16 protein-coding genes and 1 tRNA gene are annotated in these 24343 nt (G+C 38.5%); 6 read left to right on the top strand and 11 right to left on the bottom strand.

Annotated features, from left to right (window positions below):
- The first annotated feature begins 68 nt into the window (after window positions 1–68).
- Window positions 69–2615 carry an SPOR domain-containing protein gene (locus tag QHG54_RS00855; RefSeq protein ID WP_406604262.1) on the top strand — a complete coding sequence of 849 codons (2547 nt, stop codon included), beginning with the start codon at window positions 69–71 and terminating at the stop codon, window positions 2613–2615.
- Window positions 2616–2789: 174 nt separating this feature from the next.
- On the opposite strand, the gene QHG54_RS00850 is transcribed toward QHG54_RS00855, so the two are convergent.
- Window positions 2790–3071: a hypothetical protein gene (locus QHG54_RS00850; RefSeq protein ID WP_317993383.1), complete on the bottom strand. Its 282-nt coding sequence runs from the start codon at window positions 3069–3071 to the stop codon at window positions 2790–2792.
- Window positions 3072–3378: 307 nt separating this feature from the next.
- On the opposite strand from QHG54_RS00850, the gene QHG54_RS00845 reads away from it, so the two are divergent.
- Window positions 3379–4485 carry a branched-chain amino acid aminotransferase gene (locus tag QHG54_RS00845; protein ID WP_317993384.1) on the top strand — a complete coding sequence of 369 codons (1107 nt, stop codon included), beginning with the start codon at window positions 3379–3381 and terminating at the stop codon, window positions 4483–4485.
- A 134-nt stretch (window positions 4486–4619) separates the two neighbouring features.
- Here QHG54_RS00845 and glpX read toward each other — a convergent pair whose 3' ends face one another.
- Both glpX and QHG54_RS00835 read right to left on the bottom strand, forming a co-directional pair.
- Window positions 4620–5606: a class II fructose-bisphosphatase gene (gene glpX, locus QHG54_RS00840; protein ID WP_406604261.1), complete on the bottom strand. Its 987-nt coding sequence runs from the start codon at window positions 5604–5606 to the stop codon at window positions 4620–4622.
- Window positions 5607–5751: 145 nt separating this feature from the next.
- On the bottom strand, window positions 5752–7062 hold the full coding sequence (locus tag QHG54_RS00835) for a homoserine dehydrogenase (RefSeq protein WP_317993386.1): 1311 nt from the start codon (window positions 7060–7062) through the stop codon (window positions 5752–5754).
- A 1227-nt stretch (window positions 7063–8289) separates the two neighbouring features.
- Between QHG54_RS00835 and QHG54_RS00830 the strand changes: the two genes are divergently transcribed.
- From QHG54_RS00830 to QHG54_RS00820, 3 genes are all read left to right on the top strand, one after another.
- Window positions 8290–8364 (top strand) — tRNA-Glu (locus QHG54_RS00830).
- Between the two features lie 621 nt (window positions 8365–8985).
- Complete coding sequence (locus QHG54_RS00825; protein ID WP_317993387.1) at window positions 8986–10200, top strand: NADP-dependent isocitrate dehydrogenase; 1215 nt, start codon at window positions 8986–8988, stop codon at window positions 10198–10200.
- Window positions 10201–10321: 121 nt separating this feature from the next.
- Complete coding sequence (locus QHG54_RS00820) at window positions 10322–11749, top strand: MFS transporter (protein WP_317993388.1); 1428 nt, start codon at window positions 10322–10324, stop codon at window positions 11747–11749.
- 36 nt (window positions 11750–11785) lie between these two features.
- Here the strand turns inward: QHG54_RS00820 and QHG54_RS00815 are convergent, their stop codons facing one another.
- The 8 genes from QHG54_RS00815 to ssb all read right to left on the bottom strand — a co-directional run bounded on the left by QHG54_RS00815 (window position 11786) and on the right by ssb (window position 21003).
- Window positions 11786–13015 (bottom strand): MFS transporter, encoded by a 1230-nt coding sequence (locus QHG54_RS00815; protein ID WP_317994053.1) that lies wholly within the window; start codon window positions 13013–13015, stop codon window positions 11786–11788.
- Between the two features lie 165 nt (window positions 13016–13180).
- Window positions 13181–13306, bottom strand: coding sequence for a hypothetical protein (locus QHG54_RS00810; RefSeq protein WP_406604260.1), 126 nt, complete (start codon window positions 13304–13306; stop codon window positions 13181–13183).
- A gap of 521 nt (window positions 13307–13827) precedes the next feature.
- On the bottom strand, window positions 13828–14946 hold the full coding sequence (tgt, locus tag QHG54_RS00805; protein ID WP_317993389.1) for a tRNA guanosine(34) transglycosylase Tgt: 1119 nt from the start codon (window positions 14944–14946) through the stop codon (window positions 13828–13830).
- An 886-nt stretch (window positions 14947–15832) separates the two neighbouring features.
- Window positions 15833–16345 carry a peptidylprolyl isomerase gene (locus tag QHG54_RS00800; RefSeq protein ID WP_406604259.1) on the bottom strand — a complete coding sequence of 171 codons (513 nt, stop codon included), beginning with the start codon at window positions 16343–16345 and terminating at the stop codon, window positions 15833–15835.
- Window positions 16346–16363: 18 nt separating this feature from the next.
- Window positions 16364–16939, bottom strand: a complete 576-nt coding sequence (locus QHG54_RS00795) for a peptidylprolyl isomerase (protein ID WP_406604258.1) — start codon at window positions 16937–16939, stop codon at window positions 16364–16366.
- The gene (coaD, locus tag QHG54_RS00790) at window positions 16929–17450 is read right to left on the bottom strand and encodes a pantetheine-phosphate adenylyltransferase (RefSeq protein WP_406604257.1); all 522 of its coding nucleotides are present in this window, start codon (window positions 17448–17450) and stop codon (window positions 16929–16931) included. The genes QHG54_RS00795 and coaD overlap by 11 nt, the downstream gene beginning before the upstream one ends.
- A 21-nt stretch (window positions 17451–17471) precedes the next feature.
- Window positions 17472–20249 (bottom strand): DNA gyrase subunit A, encoded by a 2778-nt coding sequence (gene gyrA / locus QHG54_RS00785; RefSeq protein ID WP_317993393.1) that lies wholly within the window; start codon window positions 20247–20249, stop codon window positions 17472–17474.
- 235 nt (window positions 20250–20484) lie between these two features.
- Window positions 20485–21003, bottom strand: coding sequence for a single-stranded DNA-binding protein (gene ssb, locus QHG54_RS00780; protein WP_317993394.1), 519 nt, complete (start codon window positions 21001–21003; stop codon window positions 20485–20487).
- 223 nt (window positions 21004–21226) lie between these two features.
- Here ssb and uvrA point away from each other — a divergent pair, with 223 nt between their 5' ends.
- Window positions 21227–24142, top strand: coding sequence for an excinuclease ABC subunit UvrA (uvrA, locus tag QHG54_RS00775; RefSeq protein WP_406604256.1), 2916 nt, complete (start codon window positions 21227–21229; stop codon window positions 24140–24142).
- The last annotated feature ends 201 nt before the right edge of the window (window positions 24143–24343 follow it).

Raw genomic sequence — 24343 nt, 5'->3', positions numbered from 1 at the left:
TAAGAATACAGCAAATCAAAATTAACCATTTATTGCACGCAGATGCAGATCATCATGTGAGAAAAGCTATGAGCGATAACGATCGCAAAAATCCGCACGAAATAAAACAGGATCACGAACACCATGATCCTTTAGAAAGACTTACGCGAATTTTTAATCCAAATAAACAAAGCAAAAATCAAAGTGATCAGTCTTTTTTACGACCTGATCAATCGATATCTCAGCCCCTTAAGACTTCATTCCATGATGACGATTTTGATTTGTCCTTTCTAGAAGCAGAGCTTGAAAATAATTTGAAAAATAGCTTGCCATTTGATGATCAAAAGAAGCAATGGAACTTACAGGAAGCCAATAATGAACGGACTTCAAGTATTGCTCCAACAGATGCTTTTAACCATTCAGAACAAAAGAGCTTTTTGTCTGAAGAGGTATATTCTTCACCTATCAGTAACGATGAAGAACAAATTTTAGATGCGCTCTCTCCCTTACCTATTCAAAAGAATCAATTACCTCAAAATGAAACAGCACCAACCAGCGCTAATCCCTTTTTTGAAAAGAGTAATTCTAGTGCAGAAGGTCATTTTAGTGCACAATCAGAAAGTTTCTTTTTTGATGAATCCGATATAGACAATAATAATAGAGTTGCGACAGAATCCACTCACCAAGCCACCCGTTTTTCACAAACAACTACGCAACAATCAAATAATACGAATATATATGATGATAATCAAAGCCTCAATGATACTGCCATAAACCATCCATATAAAGTTTCGGCTGATCAAGAAAATTGGGCTGAAGAATATTATGCCAATGTTTCAAATCCTTCCACGGTTGCAAACACAGGTTTTTCATCTGTTGACCTTATTTCAGGGAGAGAAAGCACTGCAAAAAATGAATCAACAAATGATTTTCCTTTCCCTTTGGATTCAACACAAATCGAAAAATCATCTGATTTAAAAAGCTTTCCGCAAGAAGGCTATACTACCGATTATCCTCAATTTTACGAAGAGGAACTCTCAGAAAAAGAAGTTTATGCTGCAAAAAATTCCGAATATGGTGACGCTCAAACTCAATACCAATACATCAATAATGCTGAAAATATCTCTGAACAAAAAAATCAAGAAGAGGTTCCGTGTAGTCCAAACACTTTAAATGAGATGCACTCCTCATCGGAAATCCTTAGTAAGACACAAACGGGTAGTTTTTTTGCTTATCACACTACGCACAGGGATACCCCCCCTCCAAATATTGATACTTATAAATTTGCAGAGGAAATCGTAGAAAAAACCGGACCAATTATGGTTCCAGAAGTTCCATATGAGGTCCCAGAATATGACGTACCTACTGATGGCTTAAAAGAAGAATTTGCTGATGTACTCAATGTAGGAAATGTTCCAGCAGAAGATTTTTCGCGGCAACAACAGCAAAATAATGAAGTCCTCAATCAAATTTTTCATCAAACCATGCAAAATCCAAGAGAAGATGCGTATAGAAATTCTCAAGAGCAAAGTACCGACTATTTCTCCACTGACAATATGAGGTATAATTCTTCCCCTGTTACCGAAAATTCATCATATAGAGCTGTAGATGAATTCCCCCAAAATGCATCAACCACTTCACCCTTAAAAAGTTTTATTTTTGGTAAAGCTCTTACCAAAAGTGTTATGCTTCTTATCTTGATAGGAATTGGACTAATCGGTTATTCTCGCTTTTTTATGCCATCACAAAAAAATGGAAGTACACCGATTATCCGCGCTGACAATACGCCTTTTAAATTTAAAGAAGAATCAACAGAAACAAAAAATGATGCTGCACATAATTTAGATATTTATAAACAAACAACTGAACAAAATGAAAAACAAGAGAACACGCAAGAATTTCTTATTGATACTTCTGAACCACCTGAAGACTTAGCCGCATTAAGTCAACAAGAATCCACGAATATTTCACCCTCTTCTCTTGATGAGTCTGATGTTGAAGACGCAGTAGCAGAAGCCATCAATCACACCATTCCAACGCAAGAAGTACAGACCGTTATTGTAAAACAAGATGGCTCAGTTGTGCTAGCACCAGCGCATCACACAGATAAAAAAACTACCGATGAACCTGAAGAAACGGTTGATCAAGCTACTGTAAATCAACTGCAAGATGACTCCTCTACCCCTTCGCAGTTTTCTGATACAAATAGCAAAGAGACTGAAGATAATCTCACGGCTGATATTGATAAAATAATCTTAGAAAATACTTCAATCCCTGATCTTAAGAAAAACACTAAAAATTCATCTATACCGATTCCTTCGCGTGAGAAGTTTAATTCAGATGCACAAACACATATTGCTTCTCGCCCAAACTCATCAACCCAAGTAATAACACAAAATTATTACGTACAACTTGCATCTCAACCAACGCATGCGCTGGCTAAGGATTCGTTGAAAAAGATGCAATCTAGATTTGGATTTCTTATCGGCGCTCGTCCTTTAAATATTCAGTCTGCTCTTATACCAGGAAAAGGAACCTATTACCGTGTTCGCATTCAGACACAAAACCGTAATGAAGCTATAAACCTTTGTGAAGACATAAAAAACTCTGGGGGAAGTTGTTTCATCACACGCTAAGAAAAGAATGCAACGATTATTAAAACCGTTGCATTCTTTATTTCGCTAGCACTTGATTAACTTTAGAAGTTAAAATCATATGAGATATTTCTTGCCTCATACAGTTGAGATTATTTTACTTCTTAATCTACGCTTAGTTGGATTTTTCCCCTCTAAAGAATTTTTTTCATAAAATTAAGGTGAAACCGTGCCATTATAGGTATAAGGCTCTAGAGATATCGGATTTAAATCTTTTCTCGGACTTGTTATCGTTTCACTCGATTCCGTAGTATTATAGTGAGATCTATGTTCGGGGGATTTTTCAAAAAAAGATCCTAAAAAGCCAAAAATAAACCAGATAATAAAAAGCCCAAGAAGAATAGCGAAAATACCTTTACCAAACGAATTGTACTTTTCACGATCTGTCTTATCTACAGCTTTATATTTCTCGTGTACTGGGTAATTGCTATCAATCATAGTAAATTCCTTTTCTCAATTCCCCTGCCTTTATTTATAGACGACGATATGCATCGAAGTTATTCAGGTTCTTATTTGAAAAAACGGTGAATATATATAAAAGTTCCAGCTTACCTAGTAAAATCTAGAAAAAAGATTATGAAAACAGAAGAAAAAAAATATCTATCAATCACCTTTGATTTGAATTCTATAATAAAACATTGACACAAAGGAATTGCTAATCATAATAAGGTTTTAGTGAAAATATCTCATTATTTTTTATAAAGAAAACGCATAGAAATACAGCACCTCTCAAAAGGCTTTACTTATGAAATCTCCTACATCATCACTTTCCTTTACAATAGAAAAACACCCATCACCTCTGTCAGCCGAGAATCGTGAAGAAATTCTGAAAAGCCCCGGTTTTGGTCAATTTTTTACAGAGCACATGTGCACCATCCAATGGACTAAAGCCAAAGGTTGGCATAACGCTGTTATCTCTCCATACAAACCTTTAGAGATTAGCCCAGCAAGTACTGTTTTGCATTATGCGCAAGAAATTTTTGAGGGTTTAAAAGCATATCGCGCAAAAGATGGACGCATTTTGTTATTCCGCCCTGATGCCAATGCACAGCGTTTTATAGAATCAGCGAAGCGTTTAGCTATGCCTGAATTGCCAAAGGAGATTTTTTTAGATGCTGTTCATCAATTGGTAAGAATTGATCAGAAGTGGGTTTCTGGAAATCCCAATGCTAGCCTCTACATACGTCCGTTCATGTTTGGCAATGAAAACTTTTTGGGCGTTCGTCCTTCTGAAGAATATATTTTCTGTATCATAGCATCTCCTGTTGAATCATATTTCAAGGGAGAAGAAAAACCTGTCAGTGTATGGATTGAAACAGATTATAGCCGTGCTGGTCCAGGAGGAACAGGAGCTGCAAAATGTGGTGGTAACTATGCAGCAAGCCTACTCGCGCAAAACAACGCGATGCAAAACAATTGTAGCCAAGTACTTTTCCTTGACATGGTTGAACATAAGTGGATTGAAGAACTTGGTGGCATGAATGTTTGCTTTATTATGGAAAATAATACACTTGTAACACCTGCTCTTAATGGCACTATCCTTCCAGGGATAACACGTCATTCAATCTTACAGTTGGCTCAACAAATGGGATTAACGATAGAAGAGCGTCTTTATTCTTTTGAAACGCTCAAGGAAGATGCACGAAGTGGTCACCTTAGAGAAGTCTTTGCTTGTGGTACGGCAGCTGTTATTACAGCAATTGGTCGTTTCAAATACAAAGATGGCGAATTTATTATCGGAAATGAAATGATTGGTGAGATCACAAAGCAACTTCGCACACAACTGGTTGATCTTCAAAAAGGCAATATAGAAGATAAAAATGGCTGGGTGCATTCTGTCCAGCTTTCATAACAGTAAAAAGATATATCCTCCAGAAATATCTATAAACGCTTCTATAAACGCATTATGAAAGCTTTTATGGAAGCGTAACTTTCTAAGAAACAATGTGCTCTCTTATTTTTTAATGGCTGCAACGAAAAAAAGTATCAACTAAATTTTGAATGATCTTTATGCTGTGCTTTAATATTACGGATTGTACCAGTATGTGAACGCATCACAAGGGTTTCCGTTTGAATATAACGAGGAGTAAATTTAACACCAGAAAGCATATTGCCATCCGTTACGCCTGTTGCAGAAAACAACACATCACCCTTTGCCATTTCTTCCATTGTATAAACTTTATTGGGATTATCGATCCCCATTTTGGCCGCGCGTGCAATTTTTTCTTCTGTATCCAGCTGTAAACGCCCTTGCATCTGCCCACCAATACAGCGTAAAGCTGCTGCAGCTAAAACGCCCTCTGGGGCTCCACCAATCCCCATATAGATATCAATACCTGTTTCATCTGGATCAGTTGTATCAATAACGGCAGCAACATCTCCATCACCAATTAAGCGAATTGCTGCCCCCGTTGCCCGCACTTCATCAATCATTTTTGTGTGACGAGGTCGATCCATAATACAAACAGTAATCTGATTAACCGTAACTCCCTTAGCTTTTGCAAGAGCGTGAATATTGTCCGCAGAATGAGCATCGATATCAACCACCCCCTTTGGGTAACCAGGACCAACCGCAATTTTTTTCATGTAAACGTCAGGAGCATAAAGTAAATTACCCTTTTCAGCAATTGCGACCACAGCCAGAGAATTTGCAAGATTTTTCGCACAAATTGTCGTTCCCTCAAGTGGATCAAGTGCAATATCAACCGCCAATCCATTTTGAAGACCGACTCTCTCTCCAATATAAAGCATCGGAGCTTCATCTCGTTCACCTTCACCAATCACCACTGTACCATCAATAGGTAAACGATTAAGTTCCCGACGCATCGCATCAACAGCAGCTTGATCAGCAGCTTTTTCATCACCACGCCCGCGCCAACGCGCAGCTGCAACAGCAGCACGTTCAGTCACGCGTACCAATTCAAGTGTTAGAACACGATCAAGTCTATTTAAAGTTTTTTGAGTTGTGATCATATAAAAAATCCTACCAAATGGATACCAGCAAAAAACATTAACATTCATTGCTAAACATTAAGAATAAAGCTTTTTGCAAAGATGAAAACTTTTCACAAGCGAAAAAGCATTCAGCTCTCCCTTATTATAAAACAAATTGCCAATTTTATGCCATACGTTCGATACGAATAAATTGAGATTTTGCAACAAGATAACCATCTCTCTCAATTGCTTCAAGCGCCTGTCGTACATTCACTTCTGTTGTTTCGTGCGTTATTAAAATAATTGTTTTTACAATCTGACTTTCTACAAAAGGCTTTTGAACAATCGACTCTAATGAGATGTGATTTTCAGCCATATGTTTTGCAACCGTTGCAAAAACACCAGCGCGATCATGAACATTCAAACGGATAAAATAACCACCTGCATGATGCGCGATACGTGCTTTTTTATGAGGAGCAAGCTCCAATGCTGGTATTCCTAAAACAGGTGCATACTGAAAACCTGGACGCGCTTTCGCTATGTCAGCTAAATCACCAATAACCGCCGATGCTGTTGCCACCCCTCCAGCACCAGGACCAGAAAACAGTAATTCACCTAATAAATCACTTTGAATAGAAAGGGCATTCGTCACACCATGAATCTGTGCAATCATCGATGATGTTGGTACCATTGTTGGATGAACACGTTGCTCGATACCGGAATCGGTTTTTAATGCAACTCCTAAAAGCTTAATCCGATACCCCAATTCATCAGCCGCACGGATATCAATCTGCGAAATATTGCTAATGCCTTCAACATAAACATCATCTAGCGAAATCACCGTTCCAAATGCCAAACTTGTCAATAAAGCTAATTTATGAGCGGTATCATTTCCTCCAATATCAAAAGTTGGATCAGCTTCAGCATAACCAAGTCTCTGCGCATCTGCCAAACAATCTTTGAATGAAAGACCTTCAGTAAACATGCGTGTTAATATATAGTTGCAGGTTCCATTTAAAATACCATAAATTCGCGACACATGATTACTGGAAAGTGATTCTCTCATCGCTTTGATGACAGGAACTCCCCCCACAACAGCAGCTTCAAAATTAAGAAAAACGCCTTTTTTTTCTGCACTGTCAGCAAGCTCTACCCCATGTCGAGCGAGAAGCGCTTTATTGGCAGTAACAACATGATGTCCGACCTCAAGCGCCTTCCTAACAGCTTCATGCACGATATCTAATTCACCACCAATCAACTCAACAAAAACATCAATCTCATCAGAAGTAGCCATTTCCACAGGTGAATCAAACCATTTTACATCACTCAGATCAATTCCACGATTACGATTTTTATCACGCGCGCTCACAGCAACAACTTTAATTGGTCGTCCGCATTGGCAAGCTAAACTATTTTCTTTTTCGCGTAAAATTCGAATAACTGAAGTACCAACCGTACCAAGACCTCCAATGCCAACTTTTAAAGCTTCTGCCATTGCCCACACTACCTATCCATTATCTTCATGATAAAAATATTTTATTAAATTACGTACAAGACAGCACAAATGATTCTTACCAACCACCGGTACAGACATCCTCATCGCTCTCCTAGTTTCCTAGCACAATGATATTCATCTATTCAATCAAAAGCTCTAAAGAATATAAATATCAACATTTTGAAGATAAGAAACGATATAAATAGATAAGAAACGACATAAATATTGTCGCTTCAAAAATTAGAAAATTATTAATTGAAGACAAGCCCCCTCACCATTAAAATTATATCGCTTTTTACACGTCTTTTACAAAATCGTGGCTATTAAAGCACTTATTCCCCCTGCTCCACACTTCACATCAAAACAGAGCAAAATTACTTAACTTGTGTACAACGCAATCGGGGAATATTACAAGAGGAGGAATAATAATAACATTTGTAGATCTCAAATATTTCACATGATTCATCGACAGAACCTTGAAATGTTGGCGAATCGTGATTGTGCGGCCCTAAATTAATGACACCAAACTCTCTGCCTGCACAGTTAACCTCCAAAACAGTGAAGATTTTAAATACACAGAATAGCAAGCAATAAACTTTATTTTTTTCAATATTTCCTATTTAGTTAGATAAATAAATAAAGTAATTATTGATTTTTGCTCTGTTCAATCTGATTCAAAACTTTCTCAGATTCATAAATATGCACCCCTTTCATTTTAATTAAATTAAATGAATTTGTGGCTTCTACCTTAGACGCACTTTTTACGCGAAAGCATTATTTATCAACTCATTGAAGAGTATTTGTCATTCTCTTTCAGTAAATTGCCCCGTAGTAGCTTTGGGTTTTATGAAAAATCCTGAGTGACGACTTTCCTTCATGATTTTTTTGAACACGTAAAGCAATGTTTTGCGCATGCAACCTACAATGAAGCAGTAAAATAATACAAAAAAACACTCAGCATATCAAAATCACGGAATTTATCATTTCCATCTATCTTTAAAAGTGGAAATAACAAAAAATAGCATTGAACTCTTGTTGACTTCCTATCAACCGTTACAGATCTTCTCTCTATTTTTCCACGTAAAGCCTGAAGAAATAAGACAATCGGAACGAGAATAACAGAGATATACTCAAAAAATAATTCGATAAAACACGTTTTTTTAAAAAAAATTACGCATAGGGCTTGCGAAGTAAAAAGATCCTCTCTATAAGCCTCATCATTGGTTTGCGCCCATCGTCTAGCGGTTAGGACGCCGCCCTTTCACGGCGGAAACAGGGGTTCGATTCCCCTTGGGCGTACCATGTTTCTTTTTACTCTACACAATCTATTGATTTTTATATCTTTTTTTAAGGTGCGGGATGCGTAAATAAAGGTAAGGGAATAGCGTTTTAAAACCTGCCTCCACACAGCACGCCTTCTTTTGCCAATAAGTCCTGTTGTGAAAAATACAATAGAGTTTTTAAATCATTTTTTCTCATTATAAGTGAAAATTTGTACGCCAATATTAATGTTAGTATCATTAGTTTTGCAATCAAATTCAACACCGCCCTTTATAGGCTTTTTACCTCAAAATGACTTGAAAAATTTTGGAATATCCTGAAAGACTGGTTCAAAACTGAAGATATAAGGTCAATTGCTAATGAGCACTCTTTTTTTATAACATTGGATTTTTATCTAAACCAACAGTCTACGACCTGAGAAGTAAAATGACAACCTAAATTCATAGTCTGATTTATTTAACAGAACAGCTAAAATTGCACTAAGTCGAATTTATCAAATAATTATATAAATCATTAAAAAACAAAAATGAACAAACTCTACATCCTCAGTCAATACTCATACCATTTTTGTTAAATTAACTTTTCATTACAGTCCTGAAGGTGTTATAAAAAATAATATCACTTAAACAAAAAGGACTTCTAATGATAAAGATCAAAGTGGAAAACCCCGTTGTTGAAATCGATGGGGATGAAATGACCCGTATCATCTGGAAATATATCAAAGACAAATTGATCCATCCCTATCTCGACATTGATCTCAAATATTATGATCTTTCTGTCGAAAATCGAAATGCAACAAATGATCAGATAACTGTCGATTCTGCCAATGCTATCAAGCAATATGGGGTTGGCATAAAATGTGCAACCATCACGCCGGATGAAGCACGTGTCAAAGAATTTAATTTAAAAAAAATGTGGAAATCACCTAATGGCACGATCCGTAATATTTTAGGAGGCGTGATTTTTCGCGAACCCATTATTTGCAAAAATGTCCCACGCCTCGTTCCTAACTGGACCAAGCCAATTATTATCGGGCGCCATGCTTTTGGTGATCAATATAAAGCAACGGACTTCAAATTTCCTGGAAAGGGAAAACTAAGTATTAAATTTGTCGGTGATGACAATCAAGTTATAGAACATGATGTTTTTGACGCCCCAAGCGCGGGAGTTGCCATGGCTATGTACAACCTTGATGAATCAATTCGTGACTTTGCTCGCGCATCTTTTAATTACGGACTACAACGGAACGTTCCGGTCTATCTTTCAACAAAAAATACCATTCTGAAAGCTTACGACGGCCGTTTTAAAGACATCTTTCAGGAAATATTTGATGCAGAATTCAAAGCTGAATTTGAAAATCGTAAACTGTATTACGAACATCGCCTGATTGATGACATGGTTGCTTCTGCACTTAAATGGTCAGGTGGCTATGTCTGGGCATGTAAAAATTACGATGGTGATGTCCAATCAGATATCGTTGCTCAAGGTTTTGGTTCCCTTGGTCTCATGACTTCTGTTCTCATGACACCAGATGGTAAAATTGTTGAAGCGGAAGCTGCACATGGTACAGTAACACGTCATTACCGTCAGCATCAAAAAAATGAAGAAACATCAACAAATTCTATTGCCTCTATTTTCGCATGGACACGTGGACTAGCGCACCGTGCTAAACTAGATAACAATGAGAAATTAAAAAACTTTGCCACAACATTAGAAAAAGTTTGTATTCAGACTGTTGAAGAAGGTTTTATGACAAAAGATCTCGCACTTTTGATTGGACCTAAACAAAAATGGCTTTCTACAACAGGTTTCCTCGATAAAATCGATGAAAATCTCAAAAAAGCAATGCTCAATTGAGTTATAATTTATTTAAATTTCAAAGCTCTGCGAAAGGAGAGCTTTAAAATCTTTTCTTGGAAAATCGAGATAACTACCTTATAAACAAAAAATATCAATTCTTTACTAAATAGAAAAAACCGTGAAAAAACAAAGCTGGTCCGCGCTTTTATTGGGTAAAAATGCCATTTACTCTTTAACGTTTACAGGCGGTGTTGGATTACACGCCATAAACGTTTACATTGTTATCACTATTTTACCCTCTCTTATGAACGATATTGGAGGTGAACTGTATTACTCTTGGGTGGCTACTATTTTTATTACAGCCTCACTTCTTGGTACTTCAATTGCAACAAAAATATTAGGGAAAACAGGTCCTCGCAAAGCATATGTTCTCGCTGGACTCATCTTTACCGTTGGCACTTTTATATGCAGCATCGCTTCGACTATGCCATTCTTTTTAATAGGACGTTTTGTTCAAGGATTTGGAAGTGGTGCTTTACTATCCCTATCTCATTCTATGGTACGGATTGTTTTCAGTCCACCTTTATGGTCGCATGCATTAAGTATCATCTCTGCAATGTGGGGAATATCAACCTTATTAGGACCAGCTATCGGCGGCATTTCCGTACAATATGGCGTATGGAGAGTGTCCTTTTGGATAGTCGGTTCATTGGCAATAATTTTCTCACTCATAGCCCTTAAAGTTTTACCAAAAGAAAATGAAAATTACGTTCCAACAGCCCCACTCCCCCTCCCTCAACTCCTCACACTTATCGCATTAATTTTTATCATTTCTGTTGGGGGAACTATGGACAGTACAGTTGCGCAAATCTGCGGATTAGTGATCGGATTTAGCCTTCTCTTTGTTCTAGCAAAAATCGAATCATCTACGCTTCATCCTATGTTGCCATGTAAAACCTTTTCTTTCTCTTCTGAGTTTTTTCCAGTTTATTCATTGATACTCATCATGACTACAATAGTGTATGGTTTAGAACTTTACTTTCCACTCTTTCTTCAAAATCTCCATGGACACGATCCACTTACCGCTGGCTATATAGCAGCATTAATGAGCCTTGGTTGGACATGTGGTTCCATATCAAGTGCCGGTGCATCTACAAAAAAAATTCCCAGTCTTATTGTGTATCCTCCCATATTCATCCTGATAGGCATGGGCATCCTTTTATGGTTTATTCCAACCGATACCCCTAAACCAGAATACACTTTTATCATTTGCTTAACATTGTTTGCCATCGGGATCAGTGCCGGCATAGCATGGCCACACTTGCTAACAAGAATACTACGATGCGCTAGTGATAGAGATGCTCTGCGTGCCAGTGAATCTCTTACCTCCGTACAGCTATTCTCAATAGCTTTTAGTGCAACATTAGCAGGAACAATCACCAATCTCGCTGGACTCTTTAATCCTGGGGGAATAACAGGAATGATTTTTGCCGCAAAAACTCTTCTTGCAACATTTTCCGGTCTTTTATTCTGTCTTGGTATTCCATTTGCCTTGCGCGTTTCCTACAGCATATTAAAAAATCCAACCGCTCAATCAAATGATTAAATAAATGAAAAAAGATCTTTTCTCCTCAAGAAAGATTCATAACTGAGAGAAATGTTGATCACGTTTTTCTACGTACCATGAAAAGCAAAAAATTAATAACCCACACAGAGTTAAAATACCCCCGAAAATGGCAGTATATTCATAACTATAGCCCAATTTCAAAACCCATGCTCCAGATTCTGCCCCAAGGGCGTTAGCAATATTAAAAGCAGATTGCATTAAAGCTCCTGCTAAAATCTGTGCACGCATAGAAACATCCATAATTTTTGTTTGTATAGAAGGCATAGCAGCAAAAGAAGTACCAACAAGAAAGCACCCTAACGCTGCCATTAATGGAGTGTAGGATAAAAAGAAAAAAAGAAAAAAAACAAATGCACTCCAAAGCATAGCAAAAAATATCATTGGCGAAGTGCCAATTTTAATTGCCAACTTAGGCCCCAAAAGATTGCCTACAACCATCCCCAATCCAACTAACGGCATAATAAATGGTACCCAATCAAGCGAAACACCCGAAATATGCATTAATGTTGACTTAATATAAGTAAAAACAGAAAATAACCCTGATGCACCGACCGATACCATCACCAAGAGAAACCACACCTGCTTTTGCTTTAATGCGCTCAGTTCGCGCAACGGATTTGTTTTTGAAGCATTTGGAATAGAAGGTAGGAATTTCCAAATAAGAAAACAACATAATAAAGCAATAGCGCCTACAAGGATGAAAGCAATCTGCCAACCAACAAGCTGACCAATCCAGGTTGCACCTGGGGCTCCTAGCACCGTCGCAATTGTCAAACCAAGCATAACATCCCCAACAGCTTTAGAACGTTCTTTCATTTCCACCATTGAAGATGCAACCATAGTCGCAAGCCCGAAATAAATGCCATGTGGAAGACCACTGACAAACCGCAACACTACCAGTATGTTAAAATCAGAGAAACAAGCACTAGCAATATTTGCCAGCGCATAAAAAAACATCAATCCTATCAAAACAATCTTGCGTGATAACTTAGCTGTTGCAACAGCTAAAAGAGGTGCTCCAATCACAACACCCAATGCATAAGCAGAAATATATTGACCAGCCGTAGGAATATCAACAGATGAGCTCCGTGCCATCTCTGGCTGTAAACCCATCGCAACAAACTCAGCGGTGCCAATAGCAAAACTTCCCACTGCAAGAGCTAAAATAGCCAAACGCCGTGTTCTAGAATCAATTTTGAAAGATGCAAAAGCATTTTGTTTATAAGAATTCTTCATTGTCATTATTTCTGTACACTGACACTTTAATGTTGGATATTTGCAAGATGCACAAACAAACTCAAAATATTCTCACATCCATGCCAAATACTTCCCAACGAGAGAACTTCTTCCAAAACGAAAAGAACATCACCTTTAGTTTTTTCATAATAGAGACATAAGAATAATGTGGATTTATGAACAAATTTCGTTCTTTTCAAACTGCATTTTAGCGACAATAGCCTGCAACCTAAATGGAATTTCAGTTACTGAAATGCCGCTGCTCATAAAAACGAGACCAACATTTATAATATTAACCATTTGCATTTTCTAGCCCTTAATATCAAGAGAAGATCACCTTCACATCCTACATAGATATCCTCTCTTTTTATCTCTACATAAAACCCTGCAACATTTCCAATTAACAGTGTGTCATTCAGAATTATCTTACGTATATGTAAACCATATCGAAACCTTTTGTTGAAACTTCATCATTTAACGATAAAAAATACAAAATACTCCATAAAAACGCAATTTTCATACTTCTTTAAGGGTTCACTAACTCCTCGTTAACATTGTTGATCTAAACAGTTAGCAGAAACAGAAACGAACTGTTTTTCTCCGGATCAGGTAGCGCGTACCGGAGTAATAGTTCCTGTCCAATATTACAGTTGCAGGAAAATATGTATTGATAAAACTGCGCATCCAATTTTAAGGCAGCGCAGTTTTGCGCTTTTGGAAATCATTGTTCCAATATATGTACTTTTAGCAAAGTCTCCCCGCGCAGAAATGACTTTTATCAACGTGCAAAGAGATAAAAGTCATGCATTACAGCCAATGCTTTATCGCCCTTGTTTCCATAAAGCATTCGTTTTAGCACAAAAATCAGCATAACACCCTGCTTCAATGGAATCACGAATTCCTTGCATAAGTTGTTGATAATAAAAAAGATTATTCCAACTCAACAACATCCCACCAAGAGATTCACCGGATTTGATTAAATGATGCAAATAAGCACAACTATAATCAGATGCAGCAGGACATAGCGATTGTGGATCAAGAGGATGTGGATCCTCAGCATAACGCGCATTGCGCAAATTAATTTTACCAAAGCGCGTAAAAGCTAAACCATGACGTCCTGCACGTGTTGGCATAACACAATCAAACATATCAATGCCGCGAGCAACACTCTTTAAAATATCATCAGGAGTTCCCACCCCCATGAGGTAGCGCGGCTTATCCTCTGGTAATATCGGACAAGTAGCATCCAATACAGCTGTCATAACATTCTGCGGTTCACCAACAGCCAGCCCCCCAATAGCATAGCCTTTCAAATCCATCTCTTTTAATGCCTGAGCAGAACGTTCACGCAATTTCAAATTATCACCACCTTGAACAATACCAAACATTGCTCTTTCTGGCTGATCACCAAAAGCTGTTTTACAACGCTGCGCCCACCGCAATGAAAGTTCCATAGCAGCTTCTATTTCTTTTTCACTTGCAGGTAAGGCGATACATTGGTCCAACTGCATCTGAATATCAGAATTAAGAAGCCCCTGAATTTCGATAGAACGCTCTGGACTCATTTCATAGTACGCCCCATTAATGTAAGAGCGAAAAATCACGCCTTGCTCCGTAATTTTACGGATTCCCGCAAGCGACATAACCTGAAATCCACCAGAATCCGTTAAAATAGGTCCAGACCAGCGTGCAAATTCATGTAAGCCCCCTAAACGCGCAACACGTTCAGCTCCTGGACGCAACATTAAATGATAAGTATTGCCCAAAATGATATCTGCCCCAAGAGCACGTATCTGATCCATATACATAGCTTTAACAGTTCCTGCCGTCCCAACTGGCATAAATGCGGGTGTGCGAACACACCCACGTCCTGTTATAATTTCGCCTCGACGCGCGCATCCATCTTGAGCAATCTTTCTATAATGAAACTTCTTTGTCATTATTTTCATCTTTTCGATCTTATAAACTCAGCTTCACCATAGAAACAAAAACGACACTTTTTAGCCATCTCATCATAAATGTCATGGATAAATTTAAATTCTGCTAATTACTAAAATCAGCATAAAAGAAACGCACAAAGTAAGCGAAAATTTTATTATCAAAGCGATTAATGCTATAAAAATAATAATAGGGTCTCATAAAATTAGTGTAGCACATAAGAACATACCTCAAGATATTTAGACCTACATATTATAATTGCAAATGATAGAAATGATCTTATTTTCATAGTTTCTTCGACCATTCATAAATGTTCTAGCGAATTTAATGTTAATATAAAAAATCTCTCAATGCATTTTTTAACCATATATATCTTAATTTTATAGATGAAAAAGTTCCTATATCTACAAGTAATATAAAAGAATAATTTCTCCAATTATCTTTAGAGTGTTCAGCAATTTCAGGAGAACACAGGAGCCGCAATCTGTATCAGTAGCGCATTTTTGTCAAAATAAAAATGGATTGAGTAATCCTTTTGATTCCAACCTTCTGCAATACACTTTAACGCAAAGCATATGCTTAAATTAACTTGTACAATTCACACAATGATGGCAGTCTCGTAACAACTTTGGGATAATCAAAAACCATAAAACACTATATCCTTTTCACCGATTTTTTTTAGAAATGAATGATCGACATGAAAATTCGATGGCATTTTTATTTTTTTAAAATATAAATCAAAAATGCATTTATGATGTAAAAGAGCTAACGCTCATGCCACCTTCTTTTCTAGAAGTCACAAAAAGCAAACAAACTCACGCACATAAAATAAATACACAGCTAATATCAACTCTCTATACAAGAGTTAAAGCATATGAAAAATCTACACTATTCTGCATCTGCAACAATCGTGGCTTTAATAATCGCATCAGGATCCATCACGGGCTCACCACGCTTAATTTTATCAATATTTTCCATACCTTCAAGGACCTGTCCCCAGATAGAATATTGACGATCAAGCCAAGGAGCATCGGCAAAGCAGATAAAAAACTGCGAATTAGCGGAATTTGGATGCTGACTGCGAGCCATAGAAACTGTACCACGCTTATGGGAAAGATTGGAAAACTCTGCTGTCAAATTGGGTTTCTCTGAACCACCCATACCTGCACGTGATAAATTAAATTCTTCACCGTCCTTTTTTCCAAATTGCACATCACCGGTTTGAGCCATAAAACCATCAATAACGCGATGAAAAACAACATTATCATAAGCACCTTCACGCGTGAGCTCTTTAACACGTGCAACATGACAAGGCGCTAAATCAGCAAAAAGCTCGATAGTCACTTTCCCCTTTGTTGTTTCAAGAATTAAGGTATTTTCTAGATCTTTAATCTCGGCCATCCGGCTAACTCCTTTGCCTCATCTATCAGCTTGTAAAGTGGCAGTATTAATAACATCAGGATCTTTTACGGATCCATTATTGCTTGTGCTACCTTTTTTAATTTTATCAACAACATCCATTCCCTTTACGACCTCTCCAACAACAGTATATTGGCCATTTAAAAAAGCAGCATCACTAAAACAAATGAAGAATTGAGAATTTGCTGAATGAGGATCTTGTGAACGTGCCATACCAACAGTGCCACGCTTAAACGGCTGCTTTGAAAACTCCGCCGGTAAATTAGGATAATTTGAACCACCCGTACCAACACGTTTAAGATCAAAGTCTGCACTGCCCTTTTTTCCAAACTTTACATCACCAGTCTGTGCCATAAAGCCGGGAATAACACGGTGAAATACAACATTGTTGTAAGCACCTTCTTCTGTTAATCTCTTAATTTGTGCAACATGTTTTGGCGCCAAATCAGAACGAAGACGAATAACCACTTCACCCTTTTTGAGAGATAGAACAAGATTGCTAGAATCATCTGCTGCAGCACTGAATGAAAAAAAACAAAAAAGACATGTCAAAACAGCAAAAATTCTAAGATACATAATGATTCTTTCCTAAAGATTGAAATTTTGAGCGCAAAGCTTGTGCAACCTTTGCAGGCACAAAGGGCGTCACATCACCTCCCATAGAGGCAATTTGGCGCACTAATGTAGAAGTTATCACCCGCCCAGAGACGCTCGCCGGCAAAAAAACAGTTTGCAATTCAGGAGCCATGACGCCATTCATCCCTGCCATTTGCATTTCATAATCAAGATCAGTGCCATCACGCAGCCCACGAATAAGAAACGAAGCACCAATTTCACGAGCCTTGTCAATCAAAAGTGTATCAAATGAAATAACCTGCAATCGATCAGAATCTATGCCTAACAAAGCTTTGCTTACCTGTGCAATTAATTCAACACGCTCTTCAAAACTAAAAAGTGTGTTTTTTCTAGCATGTATACCTATAGCCACGACCACCTTATCAGCCAAAAAGAGACTGCCTCGCAAAACATCAAGATGACCGTTTGTAAGAGGATCGAAAGAACCGGCATAAAGAGCAATTTTCATCATTTTACTCAGCTAATTTCAGAATTATTTCTCTTCGCTCATATCAACCGTATCAGAATGCTTTTCAACTGCATCATCCAGTTGGCTAGCATCATCTTCAGATTCAGAAATACGTTCAACCGATACGACTTTTTCTCCCTCAGCTGTATTAAAAATTGTCACCCCCTTTGTCGAGCGACCAGCTATACGAATACCGTCAACGGGAACACGAATAAGCTGTCCCCCATTTGAGACCAACATAATTTGATCTTGCGCTTTTACCGGAAAAGCCGCCACTAACTTACCAATATCAGCTGTCTTAGATGGATCTGTTGCACGAATCCCTTTTCCACCACGTCCCGAAATGCGGAATTCGTATGAGGAAGACCGTTTTCCATAACCAAATTCACTAACAGTTAAAAGCATTTGCTCACGAGCACTAAGTTCTGCATAGCGTTCATCTGTTAACTCTGTTTCTGTTCCATCATCATCTTCATCAAGAGTTAAGATATCTTCAGCATCTGCACCAGCGGCACGCCGTTCTTGAATCACACGTTTAATATAGGCAGAACGCTCAACCGATGTTGCCTCGACATGCTCTAAAACTGTCATTGAAATAACTTTATCACCATTAGCTAAATTGATACCACGCACTCCCACTGAGCTACGACCTGCAAAGACACGAACCTCAACAACTGGAAAGCGAATACATTGTCCATTAGCTGTTGTTAGAACAATATCATCCTTTTCTGTACAAGTTTCTACAGAAAGAATTTCATCTTCTTCATCAAGTTTCATTGCAATTTTGCCATTGCGATTAACCTGAACGAAATCTGATAATTTATTACGACGCACAGTTCCACGCGTTGTTGAAAACATCACATCCAATGCACTCCAACTCGCTTCATCTTCCGGCAAGGGCATAATCGTTGTTATGCGCTCACCTTGCTGTAAGGGGAGCATATTAATCAGAGCGCGGCCGCGCGATTGTGGGGTACCAAGTGGTAAACGCCAAACCTTTTCTTTATAAACAATTCCACGTGACGAAAAGAAAAGGACCGGAGTATGGGTATTAACCACAAATAAACGCGTTACAAAATCCTCATCTTTCGTAGACATACCAGAACGCCCCTTACCACCGCGCCGCTGTGCACGATATGTATTGAGAGGTACCCGCTTAATATAGCCGCTATGACTAACCGTTACCACCATATCTTCCGGCGCAATCAGATCTTCACTATCCATTTCAGCGCTGCCAAAACCAAATACGGTACGTCGAGGGGTTGCGAATTGCTCGCGAAGAGCGTTTAGTTCATCCTTAACAATGCCCATGATGCGTGAACGTGATGCCAAGATATCAAGATACTCAGCAATATCCATTCCAATTTTATTCAATTCATCAGCAATTTCATCTCGCCCAAGCGCCGTCAACCTTTGCAAACGTAATTCCAAAATAGCCCGCGCTTGTTCTTCTGATAAATTATAAGTATTATCCCCATGGATAATATGACGAGGATCATCAATAAGTTTAATCAAAGGCGCTACATCAGCAGCGGGCCAGCGCCGTTCCATTAATTGTGCACGCGCTGTGTGTGGATCAGGCGCTTTCCGAATGAGCGCTATAATTTCGTCAATATTCGCAACAGCAAGTGCAAGACCAACCAAAACATGCGCGCGCTCGCGTGCTTTACGCAAAAGATATTTTGTGCGCCGGCTTACAACCTCTTCCCGAAAAGAAACAAAAGCACGAAGCATATCAAGCAACGTCATTTGTTCAGGTTTTCCGCCGTTTAACGCAACCATATTACAACCAAAAGAAGTTTGTAGCGGCGTATAACGATACAATTGATTCAAAACAACATCCGCAACAACATCTCTCTTAAGCTCAATAACAACCCGATATCCATCACGATCAGATTCATCACGCAAATCAGCAATTCCTTCGATGCGTTTATCACGCACCAATTCGGCCATTTTTTCAATCATCGTTGCCTTATTAACCTGATAAGGTATTTCGCTTACAATGATTGCCTGTCGACCATTGCGAATTTCTTCAATATCAACCTTAGCACGCATAATAATTGAACCGCGGCCCGTTTCATAAGCCGAACGGATACCGGAATGGCCAAGGATAATACCACCCGTAGGAAAATCAGGACCAGGAATAATTTCAATTATTTTATCAAGCGTTATATCGGGATTATCAATCAAGGCGATACAACCATCAACAACTTCACCAAGGTTATGAGGAGGAATATTGGTTGCCATTCCCACGGCAATACCACCTGATCCATTGACCAAAAGGTTAGGGAAGCGTGCCGGTAAAACTACAGGCTCACGCTCACGTCCATCATAATTATCCTGAAAATCAACAGTATCTTTATCGATATCAGCTAAAAGCTCCTCGGAAACTTTCTCTAAACGGCATTCCGTATAGCGCATCGCCGCTGGGGGATCCCCATCAACAGAACCAAAATTTCCTTGACCATCAATTAACGGATTTCGCAAAGAGAAATCTTGTGCCATACGCACCAATGCATCATAAATTGAAGCATCGCCATGAGGATGGAATTTCCCCATCACTTCACCAACAACACCTGCAGATTTACGATAAGATCTATTAAAAGAAAGCCCCATTTCATTCATAGCATGAAGAATACGCCGATGAACAGGCTTAAGACCATCACGCACATCAGGAAGTGCACGCGAAACAATCACGCTCATCGCATAATCGAGATAGGAGCGTTGCATTTCATCAATAATACTGATTGGTTCAATACCGGTCAGCACATCACGTTCTGGGTGTTGAGTAAGATCGGTCACAGCTTCAAGACTTTCAAAAAAGAATCACTTTACTCTTTATATACCGAAAAATATGTAAAAACACCATTTTCTCCCCTGCAACAGAGAAGAAATTTAACAATAATTTTCAACATGTTACTTATTTGTGTTAAAAATCACGGATAAAATAATAGAACCACCTTTCCTAAACTTTTAAGATCTCAAACAAACAATCAAAAAGGTATAAAGAAAAATGATAATACCACCTTAGAAATCATCAAAAAGGAACATCATCATCTAATTTGTGCGAAAAGCTTTCTCTCGATTGATTGTTGTTCTGACTAAAAACATCTCTCTGATTTGAGCTACTAGCCCCAAAATCACCACTGCCATAACTTCCGCTCGACTGATTAGCTCCTTGCATGTGTTCTCCACCATCCGCTCCTCGTCCATCAAGGATTTGCAATTCACCACGGTATTTTTGCAAAACAACCTCTGTTGTATAACGGTCATTACCATTTTGATCTTGCCATTTGCGCGTCTGCAATTGACCTTCAATGTAAATTTTTCTCCCTTTTTTTAAATATTGTTCTACAATTTTGATAAGATTTTCGTTAAAAATAACGATACTATGCCACTCTGTACGCTCTTTACGCTCATTTGTATTGCGATCGCGCCAACTTTCTGAAGTAGCAATACGGAGATTTGCCACTTGATCACCAGAATTCAAACGGCGAATTTCAGGATCAGCACCAAGATTACCAATCAAAATAACTTTATTAAGGCTACCAGCCATCGCATAAACTCCAAAATCATAAACAGGGTAATTATAACAAAAGATGACAACAACGTATAGTTTATTCCATCACTGAAAATAAAAAGCTGCTCTCTTTTCTCTCTTTCCACAGAACTTGCTGTCTCTTTCCGCGTTAAAGCAATTAAACACATTGTAATTCCAAAGAAACAGTTTTATTTCACTTTGAAGTGTTCAATTTTTGTCACATATGCCAAGGATAGACATGACCCATCAGAAATACATCTCCATTCGCGGCGCACGTGAACATAACCTTAAAAACATTGATTTAGATCTCCCTCGTGACAAACTGATTGTCATAACAGGGCTTTCTGGATCAGGTAAATCATCCTTAGCTTTTGATACAATTTACGCCGAAGGTCAACGCCGCTATGTTGAAAGCCTTTCTGCTTATGCACGACAATTTCTAGAAGTAATGCAAAAACCAGATGTCGATCGAATAGATGGTCTTTCTCCAGCTATCTCTATTGAACAAAAAACAACCAGCCGCAACCCTCGTTCAACGGTAGGAACTGTTACCGAAATCTACGACTATATGCGCCTCCTCTTTGCACGTATTGGCATTCCTCACTCTCCTGCTACGGGACTCCCTATAGAAAGCCAAACGGTAAGCCAAATGGTTGATCAAATTATGTCCTTACCAGAAGGTACACGGGTTTATATTATGGCGCCTTTAGTGCGAGGACGAAAGGGAGAATATAAAAAAGAGTTGGCGGAACTTTTAAAAAAAGGATTTCAGCGTGCTAAAATTGATGGAAAATTCTATGAAATTCCTGATATTCCTCCTCTTGATAAAAAATATAAACATGACATAGATGTAGTAGTGGACCGTATTGTTGTTCACAATGACATTGCTTCTCGCCTAGCGGATAGTATAGAAACCTGTTTAAAGCTAGCAAACGGTCTTGCAATTGCTGAAATGGCAGACCAGCCTTTGGCACCAAAAGAGACAACAAAGGAATCTGCCAATAAATCAAAAAATGAAACGCACAAACGACTTATTTTTTCAGAAAAATTTTCTTGCCCCATCTCTGGATTTTCTATCCCTGAAATTGAACCACGGCTCTTTTCATTCAATAATCCTTTTGGCGCTTGCCCTGTTTGTGACGGACTTGGTAACAAAAAGGCAATCGACCCTACAAGAATCGTACCAAATGAAAATCTTACCTTAGAGGCTGGAGCAATTGCCCCTTGGGCTAAATCATCTTCGCCCTACTATAGCCAAACCTTAGAGGCATTGGGCAAAAGTTACGGATTTAAACTCACGGATAAATGGTGCACACTCTCGAATGAAGCGCGATATGCTATTCTCTATGGTACAAAAGGAAAAGAAATCTCTTTTATCTATAAAAATGATTCAGGCGTGCATACAACATCTCAATACTTTGAAGGCATTATCCCCAATATGGAGCGACGCTGGAAAGAAACCGATTCTGCTTTGTCACGTGAAGAAATTGAGCGTTATATGTCTTCTTCCCCTTGTCCAGCCTGTCATGGCTATCGTTTAAAACCAGAAGCACTCGCTGTCAAAATCCACGGAATGCATATTGGACAAATATCAGAACTTTCCATCTCAAAAGCATATGATTGGTTTGCTAACATTCATCAATATCTGACTGAAAAACAGCAAAATATAGCAGTGCGTATTTTAAAAGAAATTCGTGAACGCCTCACTTTTTTAAACCATGTAGGACTTGAATATCTTACCCTATCTCGAAGTTCCGGCACACTTTCAGGTGGAGAAAGTCAACGTATTCGATTAGCATCTCAGATTGGCTCTGGTCTTACAGGAGTCCTTTATATTCTGGATGAACCATCTATTGGTTTACACCAACGCGATAATGAACGTCTCTTGGAAATGCTCCGTCATCTACGTGATCTTGGCAATACAGTTATTGTTGTTGAACATGATGAAGATGCCATTCTTAGTGCAGACCATGTCGTTGATATTGGTCCAGCCGCAGGCGTTCATGGTGGCAAAGTCATAGCGCAAGGCACACCACAAGAAATTATAGAAAATCCATCCTCACTCACAGGCCAATACCTTTCAGGAAAAATGGCTGTGGCTATTCCTCCTCAACGACGCAAAATATCAAAATCAAAAACACTCAAAGTAATTGGTGCTCGGAGCAATAATCTTAAAAATATTAGCGCTAATATCCCTCTTGGAACCTTCACGTGTATAACTGGCGTTTCAGGAGGAGGAAAATCAACATTCCTCATTGAAACTCTTTTCAAAGCTGCATCACGCCATATCATGGGAAGTCATCACAATCCAGCAAGCTACGACAAAATTGAAGGACTAGAATTTCTCGATAAAGTTATTGATATAAATCAATCACCTATTGGACGAACACCACGCTCGAATCCAGCAACCTATACGGGTGCCTTTACCCCAATTCGTGAGTGGTTTGCCGAACTTCCAGAATCAAAAGCCCGCGGTTATCATGCAGGGCGTTTTTCATTTAATGTTAAGGGAGGTCGCTGCGAAGCGTGCCAAGGTGATGGAGTTATCAAAATTGAAATGCACTTTTTGCCTGATGTCTATGTTACCTGCGATGTATGCCAAGGAAAACGTTATAATCGAGAAACACTAGAAGTAAAATTCAAAGGCAAATCCATAGCCGATGTCCTCGATATGACAATCGAAAAAGCAGAGGAATTCTTCCGAGCTGTTCCCTCTGTTCACAATAAAATGAAGACCCTCATCAAAGTTGGCCTTGGCTATATCAAAGTAGGACAGCAAGCTACGACGCTTTCTGGAGGGGAAGCCCAACGTGTAAAACTTGCAAAAGAACTTTCACGCAAAACAACAGGTCGTACACTCTATATTTTGGATGAACCAACAACGGGGCTTCATTTTCACGATATCTCTAAACTTCTTGAAGTGCTCCATGAACTCGTTGAACAAGGCAACACAGTCACAGTTATTGAGCATAATCTTGAAGTCATAAAGACAGCTGACTGGATTATCGACTTAGGACCAGAAGGCGGAGATGGTGGTGGTGAAATCGTTGCAGTTGGGCGGCCTGAAGATATCATCAATATCCCCACTTCCTACACCGGAAAATTTCTGAAAGAAATTTTACTACGTCGACCTTTATATAATTCTGATTCTTAAAAGAATCCTCAAATTACAAAATACAAATATGTGTTTATGGCATAATAAGAAAAAAGAAAGCCAAAGATCTCCTATTGTATCATTTTAACACTTTACAAGCCTTGCATCCTTTTCCCCATAAAACAATACCATTCCATGTCTATACGCCAAGAGAATCTTTTCAAAAAAGAACAAACGAAGTACATAATTTTTGACTTTTCC

The sequence above is a fragment of the Bartonella gliris genome, assembly GCF_045277155.1.
GTDB lineage: Bacteria > Pseudomonadota > Alphaproteobacteria > Rhizobiales > Rhizobiaceae > Bartonella > Bartonella gliris.
This window is presented reverse-complemented; position numbering and strand designations above follow the sequence as displayed.

Excerpts from the sequence above, each read along its gene's own strand:
- QHG54_RS00850 (WP_317993383.1), bottom strand. The coding sequence starts at position 3,071 with ATGATTGATAGCAATTACCCAGTACACGAGAAATATAAAGCTGTAGAT.
- glpX (WP_406604261.1), bottom strand. The coding sequence starts at position 5,606 with ATGATCACAACTCAAAAAACTTTAAATAGACTTGATCGTGTTCTAACA.
- tgt (WP_317993389.1), bottom strand. The coding sequence starts at position 14,946 with ATGACAAAGAAGTTTCATTATAGAAAGATTGCTCAAGATGGATGCGCG.
- uvrA (WP_406604256.1), top strand. The coding sequence starts at position 21,227 with ATGACCCATCAGAAATACATCTCCATTCGCGGCGCACGTGAACATAAC.
- QHG54_RS00835 (WP_317993386.1), bottom strand. The coding sequence starts at position 7,062 with ATGGCAGAAGCTTTAAAAGTTGGCATTGGAGGTCTTGGTACGGTTGGT.
- QHG54_RS00845 (WP_317993384.1), top strand. The coding sequence starts at position 3,379 with ATGAAATCTCCTACATCATCACTTTCCTTTACAATAGAAAAACACCCA.
- ssb (WP_317993394.1), bottom strand. The coding sequence starts at position 21,003 with ATGGCTGGTAGCCTTAATAAAGTTATTTTGATTGGTAATCTTGGTGCT.
- QHG54_RS00825 (WP_317993387.1), top strand. The coding sequence starts at position 8,986 with ATGATAAAGATCAAAGTGGAAAACCCCGTTGTTGAAATCGATGGGGAT.
- coaD (WP_406604257.1), bottom strand. The coding sequence starts at position 17,450 with ATGATGAAAATTGCTCTTTATGCCGGTTCTTTCGATCCTCTTACAAAC.
- QHG54_RS00795 (WP_406604258.1), bottom strand. The coding sequence starts at position 16,939 with ATGTATCTTAGAATTTTTGCTGTTTTGACATGTCTTTTTTGTTTTTTT.
- QHG54_RS00800 (WP_406604259.1), bottom strand. The coding sequence starts at position 16,345 with ATGGCCGAGATTAAAGATCTAGAAAATACCTTAATTCTTGAAACAACA.
- QHG54_RS00855 (WP_406604262.1), top strand. The coding sequence starts at position 69 with ATGAGCGATAACGATCGCAAAAATCCGCACGAAATAAAACAGGATCAC.
- QHG54_RS00810 (WP_406604260.1), bottom strand. The coding sequence starts at position 13,306 with ATGGTTAATATTATAAATGTTGGTCTCGTTTTTATGAGCAGCGGCATT.